The sequence below is a fragment of the Hydrogenophaga sp. genome (assembly GCF_041633695.1).
GTDB lineage: Bacteria > Pseudomonadota > Gammaproteobacteria > Burkholderiales > Burkholderiaceae_C > Hydrogenophaga.
This window is the reverse complement of the sequence record NZ_JBFJMY010000337.1, coordinates 1-4,618: the sequence shown is the minus strand read 5'-3', so window position 1 is coordinate 4,618 and position 4,618 is coordinate 1. Positions and strand designations below refer to the sequence as shown.

Sequence of the window (4,618 nt, the reverse complement as noted above, 5' to 3'; positions counted from 1 at the left end):
GCTGGGTTTTCGGCAATTCAGCCACCACTTCACCGATATCCGGCGCGCCCTCGAAGAAGGCAACGAGGCCTTGGCGCGGGAGAAACTGGCGGCCTGGTTGCGCATCGACGTAGGCAGCCTGCCACGCACCGAGTTGCTGCGGCAGATCATCGAACACTCGGTGCTGGCGGCGCACCGGCATGTCTTCGGGGTCTTGATCGCTTTCGTCGTGTTCTGGCTGTTGGGATTGGGCCCGGCGGGGGCGGTTTTTTACCGCCTGGCCGAATACCTGTCGCGCAACTGGCGCGCGCGCGCCGACGGCACACCCAGCGAAGGCCTGCGCAACGCGGCTGCCCGGGCCTGGGCCTGGATCGATCATGTGCCGGCGCGGATGACGGCCTTGTGTTTTGCCACCGTGGGCAATTTTGAGGAAGCGGTGTCGAGCTGGCGCAGCGATGCGGCGCTGTATGCGCCGGGCAGTGACGGCGTGGTGCTGGCGGCCACCTCGGGCGCGCTCAATGTGCGCCTGCGCCCTCGGCTGGAAAATGAGGTGGACGATCCCGAACTGGGCACAGGCACCCGGCCGGAGCCCACTCTGGCGCATCTGGCCAGCGTGGTGGGTCTGGTGTGGCGCAGCGTGGTGTTGTGGATGCTGCTGCTCGCGCTCATGAGCCTGGCCCGGCTGCTGGGGTGAACGCGTCCTGGCCGACGACATTGCCCGCTGCTGGGCAGCGGGCAGCTACCGGCTCAACGGTTGATCAATAGCGGGTGGGGGCGGACAGCTCGGCGAACAGCTCGCCATAAATGCGGTAGCGGTTCTCGTAGATGGCGAGCGGGTCCAGGTCCTGCGTCGGGGCGCTTTGGGTCGGGTCTTGCACATGCTGGCGCACGCCGCAACCGGGTTCGTGCAAGTGGGTGCAGTTGTAAAAGCGGCAACTACCCAAGGCGGCGCGCAGATCCGGCATCCATTGCGCCAGCTGCACCGCCTGGATGTGGTTCAGCCCAAACTCCTGAAAGCCGGGTGAGTCGATCAAAGCCGTTTGACGCGCTTCGTCCACCCAATACCAGGTGGTGCTGGTGGTGGTGTGTTTGCCCGAATTCAGCGCCCGTGAAATCTCGCCGGTCTGTGCTTTTGCCATCGGAATCAAGCGGTTCACCAGCGTGCTTTTGCCCACACCCGAGGGACCCAGGATGAGGGTCTTTTGGCCTTGCAGGCGCTGCTGCAACTCTGCCAGGCCGTGATCGGCGAGCCCGTGGTTGGCGTTGTCCAGACACAGGGGCAGCACCTGGCAGCCCATGCGGCGGTAGGGTTCGAGCCGGTCCCAGGCGCGGTCAAAGGCGGGCTGCAGGTCGCGCTTGTTGAGCACGATGAGCACCTCGATGTGTTCTGCTTCGGCTGCGATCAGGGCGCGTGCGAGTTGCCGTTCCGAGAACTCAGGATCGGCGGCGACCAGAATGAGCACCTGATCGAGATTGGCCGCGAAGGATTTGGTGCGCAGCTCGTCTTGGCGGTAAAACAGGTTGCGCCGGGTTTCCACCCGCTCAATGCTGCCTTCGTCGCCCGTGGGCTGCCAGAGCACCCGGTCGCCCACGACCGACAGGCTTTTTTTCCCGCGCGGATGGCAGATGCGCCTTTGCCCGTCTTCGCTTTCGACCAGGCAATGCCGTCCGTGCGCGGCCACCACCAGACCGGGCAGCAAGTGGGTGGATGCTGCCGCGGTCGATGGGCTCTGGCCCGATTTGCGGCTCAAAGCGAGGGCCTGGTGGGCATGGCGGTGTTCATGCCGGTTTTCTGCAGGCCATCCACCGCTGCCGCGCAATAAAAATCGCTGGCGGAAATCCCGCTCACGCTGTGGGTGCTGTAGCGCACGGTGCAGCGGCCGAAAGAGAGCGCCACATCCGGGTGGTGGTCTTCGCGGTGGGCGATCCAGGCGACGGCATTCACAAACGCCATGGTTTCGTGGAAGTTGGCAAACGGAAAAGTTTTTTCCAGCGCTCCGTCGATCAGCTTCCAACCCTGGGCAGCGTCGCCGTTGAGTTGTGTCAACTGCGAGACGATTTCGGTGGCCGACAGTGCGCGGCGGTTCTGATGGGGCGGGTGCATGTGGTGTGTTTTCAAGAGCGCAGAGAGTTGGGACCGATCAGCCTGCGCTGGCAGGGCGCAAACGCGAAAGGCGCTCGCTCGCTGGCGGGTGTGAGTAGTAGAAGCTGGCGTAAACGGCATCTGGTGTCAGCGTGCTGGCGTTGTCCTTGTACAGCTTGAGCAGCGCGCTGGCCAGGTCGTCGCCATTGGTCTGGGCGATGGCATAGGCGTCGGCTTCAAATTCTTGCCGGCGCGACAGGCGCGCCATCAAAGGCGACAAGAAAAACGTGAGCAAGGGCACCACCAGCATGAAGAGCAGCAGGGCCAGGCCGTCGTTGGGCGCGTCCAGCGAGGGGTTCACACCCAGGCCGGTGTAGAACCAGACCTGTCCCGACAGCCAGCCCAGTGCGGCGAAGCCGGCCAGGCTCAGCGCAAACATCATGACGATGCGTTGCAGCACATGGCGGTGCTTGTAATGTCCGAGTTCGTGGGCCAAGACGGCGTCGATCTCGGCCGGATTGAGCTGTTGCAGCAAGGTGTCAAAAAACACCACCCGCTTGGATGCACCAAAACCGGTGAAGTAGGCATTGGCATGGGCGCTGCGCTTGCTGCCGTCCATCACGAACAAGCCCTTGGCGGCAAAGCCGCAACGCTGCATCAAGGCGCTCACGCGCGCTTTCAGGGTTTCGTCCTGCAGCGGTTCGAATGTGTTGAACATGGGCGCGATAACGGTGGGGTAGAGCACCAGCACCAGCAGGTTGAACCCCATCCACACGCCCCAGGCCCATATCCACCAGGTTGGGCCCGCCGCACCCATGAGCCAGAGCACCAGAGCGGCAATCGGCAGACCCACCAGTCCGCCCAACAGTGCACCCTTGAGCAGATCGCCCAGCCACATGCCCATGGTCATTTTGTTGAAGCCAAAACGTTCCTCGATGCGGAAGGTGCTCCACCAGCCCAGCGGCAGGGTGATGAGGCCGCCGATCACCACAAAGCTTGCCAGCAGGGCCAGCTGTTGCCACAGGCCACCGCCCATGCTCGACAGCAGCGTCTGGTTGAGCCAATCCAGCCCGCCCAAGAGTGTCCAACCCAGCAGCAGGGCGGCTTCGATCGACATTTCCAGCAGACCAAAGCGGGCCTTGGCCACCGTGTAGTCGGCGGCCTTCTGGTGGGCCTCGACCGTGATGTTGTCGGCGAAGGCCGTCGGCACGGTCGACCGGTGCCGGACCACATGCCGGATCTGGCGACTGGCCAGTACCGTGCGAAGCGCCACACCGGTGAGCAGCAGGGCGCAAAAGACGGCGGTGAACAAGAGTGCGTAGGAGTCCATGGGGGGAGTCTATCGAAGCGCGCAGGCATTCGGCGCAAAACCGAAATACGGTGACGCAAAACCCGCAGCAAGAACCCGTTCCTGAAAGGCGGGGGGCGGGATCGGTGAAAATCGAGCCATGACAGAACCCAAACAAAACCAGCATCCGACCGCCGACACCCCTGATGCAGCCGCTGTGCTGGCCAAAAGCGACCAGAACCTGGTCTGGCTCGATTGTGAAATGAGCGGGCTGGATCCCGAGAAAGAGCGCCTGCTGGAGATCGCGGTGGTCATCACCGGTCCTCAATTGACACCGCGCATCGAGGGCCCGGTGCTGGTGATCCACCAGGACGATACCTTGATGAACGCCATGGATGCCTGGAACAAGGGCACCCACGGCAAGAGCGGTCTGATCGACAAAGTGCGGGCCAGCCAGGTCGATGAGGCCCAGGCGCAGGCCGAATTGCTGGCTTTCATTGGCCGTTACGTGCCCAAGAATGCCTCGCCCATGTGCGGCAATACCATCAGCCAGGACCGGCGCTTTCTGGTGAAGTACATGCCCCAGTTGGAAGCCTATTTCCATTACCGCTGCCTGGATGTGAGCACGCTCAAGGAGCTGGCCAAGCGTTGGTACCCCGAGGTCTACAGCGCCTTCAAAAAGCACCAGAAGCACACCGCGCTGGCCGACGTGCACGAATCCATCGACGAACTGGTGCACTACCGCACCCATTTGCTGCGCTGAAAGCCCGGCCCGCTGGCGCAAGGCATTTCGCGGCCATCCGGCGTGTTGGCTGGCATAAGCGCTCTGTCTGGCATGTCAAAATCGTGACTCCACCATGGAATTTTCATGACAAAAAAATCCCGCCCCCACTTTGCAACCCGTCACCAGGACGTTCTTCAACTGGGTGCTGCCATCGCCTTTTTGTTGCTGGTCGGGTTTTTTGCGTCTCTCAACGGCACCGACATGCCGGGGCTGTCCAGCGCATCGGTCTGGCTGCTGATCGTCGCCGCCGTCATGGGTGGCTATATGGCCATGAACATCGGCGCCAACGATGTGGCCAACAACATGGGGCCGGCGGTGGGTTCTGGCGCGCTCACCATGGGCTGGGCGGTGCTGCTCGCTGCGGTGTTTGAGGCGCTGGGTGCCATTGTGGCCGGTGGAGAGGTGGTGGGCACCATCAAGGGCGGCATCATCGACTCCAACCAAATCACCGATCCGACCCTGTTTGCCTGGGTGATGTTCGCCG

Annotated in this window: 6 protein-coding genes; 3 read left to right on the top strand and 3 right to left on the bottom strand. The window is 62.9% G+C overall.

Annotated elements, in window-relative coordinates:
* On the top strand, positions 1-673 hold a 673-nt coding region (locus ABYB95_RS17405), incomplete at its 5' end, for a cobalamin biosynthesis protein (protein WP_372659817.1).
* A gap of 64 nt (positions 674-737) precedes the next feature.
* Here ABYB95_RS17405 and rsgA read toward each other — a convergent pair.
* The 3 genes from rsgA to ABYB95_RS17390 are packed head-to-tail and all read right to left on the bottom strand — an operon-like array spanning position 738 to position 3,392.
* Positions 738-1,730 (bottom strand): ribosome small subunit-dependent GTPase A, encoded by a 993-nt coding sequence (gene rsgA, locus ABYB95_RS17400; protein WP_372659816.1) that lies wholly within the window; start codon positions 1,728-1,730, stop codon positions 738-740.
* Entirely contained in the window at positions 1,727-2,083 is a 357-nt protein-coding gene (locus tag ABYB95_RS17395; protein ID WP_372659815.1) for a 4a-hydroxytetrahydrobiopterin dehydratase, read from the bottom strand. The genes rsgA and ABYB95_RS17395 overlap by 4 nt, the downstream gene beginning before the upstream one ends.
* A 37-nt stretch (positions 2,084-2,120) precedes the next feature.
* Positions 2,121-3,392, bottom strand: a complete 1,272-nt coding sequence (locus ABYB95_RS17390; RefSeq protein WP_372659814.1) for a M48 family metallopeptidase — start codon at positions 3,390-3,392, stop codon at positions 2,121-2,123.
* 118 nt (positions 3,393-3,510) lie between these two features.
* Between ABYB95_RS17390 and orn the strand changes: the two genes are divergently transcribed.
* Entirely contained in the window at positions 3,511-4,113 is a 603-nt protein-coding gene (gene orn / locus ABYB95_RS17385; RefSeq protein ID WP_372659813.1) for an oligoribonuclease, read from the top strand.
* Between the two features lie 105 nt (positions 4,114-4,218).
* Positions 4,219-4,618: inorganic phosphate transporter (locus tag ABYB95_RS17380; protein ID WP_372659812.1), on the top strand; the 400-nt coding region annotated here is incomplete at its 3' end.

Coding starts and splice junctions, on each gene's coding strand:
- ABYB95_RS17395 (WP_372659815.1), bottom strand. CDS start 2,083: ATGCACCCGCCCCATCAGAACCGCCGCGCACTGTCGGCCACCGAAATC.
- ABYB95_RS17390 (WP_372659814.1), bottom strand. CDS start 3,392: ATGGACTCCTACGCACTCTTGTTCACCGCCGTCTTTTGCGCCCTGCTG.
- orn (WP_372659813.1), top strand. CDS start 3,511: ATGACAGAACCCAAACAAAACCAGCATCCGACCGCCGACACCCCTGAT.